Raw genomic sequence first — 2120 nt, forward strand, 5'->3', positions numbered from 1 at the left:
GTGTCGCCCCGGCGTCTCCCGGGCGAACCAAACCGGGCGCGTGCAGTCTGGCTTGCAGCCGGTGACCAGACCTCTCTTGGCGGCGCTTATCGGTTATTTTCCCGTTCATCGCTGATAACACTTAACACTTATAGCACAGAAAAACGGGAATTGCAAGCCCCAATCCGCCAAAATCAGGCGGATTGGGGCCGGAAATCTCAGGAGAGGAGACGGCCGTCCATGAGATCCTCCATTTCTATGGCAGCCACCATGCCGTCTTTCAGGAAAAAGGCGATGTGCTTGCAGGAGGCCAGGCCGCCGGGCTCCCACACATAGACGCGGTCAAAGGACATCGGCCGGGAGGGCTGGAGGGCGTCATAGGGCTGCGCGGAGGGATATGTGTCCAGCAGCTCTTCCGCAGTGGAGCCCACCTGAATGCCGCCCAGGGTCTCCGGTCCCGGCGTGTCCGTAAACATGCGGAATACATAGCAGTTCCCCGTGTCGGGAACGGCAGAATATGTTACCTCCACCCCCTGGAACGAAAAGGTGTAAATACTGTCCCCGTTGTCACCGGTTCCGGCGGGCTCCGGAGAATCCGGGAAACCGGGGTTTCCCCAGGGATAGGCCCCCTCTTTTTCCCCAAGGGACAAGAAGGTGCCGTCCGTCACCAGGCAGAAGGAGGCGGTGGCATCGTCCGTCGCCAGCTTTATGGCCCTTTCCCGGGCGGCCTTCAGATCTTCCAGCATGGTTTGCTGCACCGCATCCCGGGGCTGGAAGGTGTCGAGGATCTCCTCAAACCGTGCCTGTTCCTCTGTGGAAAACCAGGCATAGACGTCATAGGCCGGGCCCTCCACCACGGCCTGCGCGTTTTCCAGAGGGCTTTCGGCCAGAGGGGCCAGGGCGGAGAACCAGCTCTCCGGATTATCCAGGAACCGCTGGGTGAGCAGCGTGGCGGCGCCTTCACTGAGGGCGTCGGCATGCAGCAGCCAGCAGCCCAGCTTGTAGTCGGACCACGTGTCCATGGCCGGCTCGTCATCTGCAAATGCGTCCGGGCCGTAGCAGAAGGTGAACACGGTCTCCGCGTCCAGATCCAGGTCGTCGCTGGGACAGAAGCTGGTAAAGCGCCAGCCGTCTGCCGTGCGCTCCAGATCCAGCACGGACTGGGAGTAACCCACGGTAGCTGTAGGTGCGGACCGGGTCTCCTGGGTGCCGGGAACGGGAACCGGCTGGGAATCCTCGTATTGGGCCCAGAAGGTGAGGGTCACGGTCCAGTGGTCCGCGTCGGTCTGCGCTGCCGACACGGTCTTGTCCAGCAGATAGAGATTGCTGCCCCGGTCGGCGCTCTGGGCATAGAGTACGCCGTCAAAGTCCCGGTAGTGGTCCGGGGACAGCGAGAACAGGGATGCCGCCAGCTCCGGGGAAAAATAGGACTCCACCAGGGATTGAAGGTCCGCCAGAGTAGAGAGGGTCACCGGGGTGGCGGCGTAGGTTACAGTGCTGTCGGCAGGGGAGGAGGTATGCAGAGTGGGCATCGGGTAGGACTGGCAGTCCACCCGGTAATAGGTCTGTCCGTTTTCCGTGCGGCTGTCCGACGCATCCAGCGGCAGCGTGGTCAGGTCAAACCAGTCATAGACCTGGGCCGCGGCGGCGTAGAAGTTTTCCACATCCGCTTTTCCGGGGGCCTCCGGAAAGGCGGAAGGCGACGGGGTGTCCGGCGTATGGGCGCAGCCGGTCAGAAGGGCCAGCAGCAGACAAAAAAGGGCGGTTCGCTTCATGGAAACACCTCCTTATTTAATGTGAGCATAGCAGAATCCAGCCGTGGATTCATGACGATTTGGTAACAGATTCTTGCATCGCGGCGGGGAGTTTCCTATAATAGCATCATTCAAATGACGGGAGGAAGGCAAGATGAAGCTGGCATCGGCGGCGCAGATGAAGGAACTGGACCGGCAGGCCATTGAAGAGCGGGGAATTCCCTCCATTGAGCTGATGGAGCGGGCGGCATCCGGGATCGCGGAGACCGTGGCGGGGCTGCTGCCCCGGCGGAGCGGAAAATGCCGGGCGGCGGTGCTGTGCGGCGCGGGCAACAACGGCGGAGACGGCATTGCTGCCGCCCGGCTGCTGCATCTGCGGGGGGTTCG

Annotated in this window: 2 protein-coding genes; one reads left to right on the plus strand and one right to left on the minus strand. The window is 62.1% G+C overall.

Annotated elements, in window-relative coordinates; all coding sequences use genetic code 11:
* Window positions 1-197 precede the first annotated feature (197 nt).
* Window positions 198-1754 (minus strand): hypothetical protein, encoded by a 1557-nt coding sequence (locus QZL67_RS10025; RefSeq protein WP_022290585.1) that lies wholly within the window; start codon window positions 1752-1754, stop codon window positions 198-200.
* A gap of 133 nt (window positions 1755-1887) precedes the next feature.
* Between QZL67_RS10025 and QZL67_RS10030 the strand changes: the two genes are divergently transcribed.
* The coding region (locus tag QZL67_RS10030) for an NAD(P)H-hydrate epimerase (RefSeq protein ID WP_292920272.1) at window positions 1888-2120 on the plus strand (233 nt) is incomplete at its 3' end.

The organism is Oscillibacter sp. CAG:155 (assembly GCA_000436875.1).
Taxonomy (GTDB): domain Bacteria; phylum Bacillota; class Clostridia; order Oscillospirales; family Oscillospiraceae; genus Oscillibacter.

Bases quoted from the DNA above. Each gene is read 5' to 3' on its own strand.
- QZL67_RS10025 (WP_022290585.1), bottom strand. From the start codon at position 1,754: ATGAAGCGAACCGCCCTTTTTTGTCTGCTGCTGGCCCTTCTGACCGGC.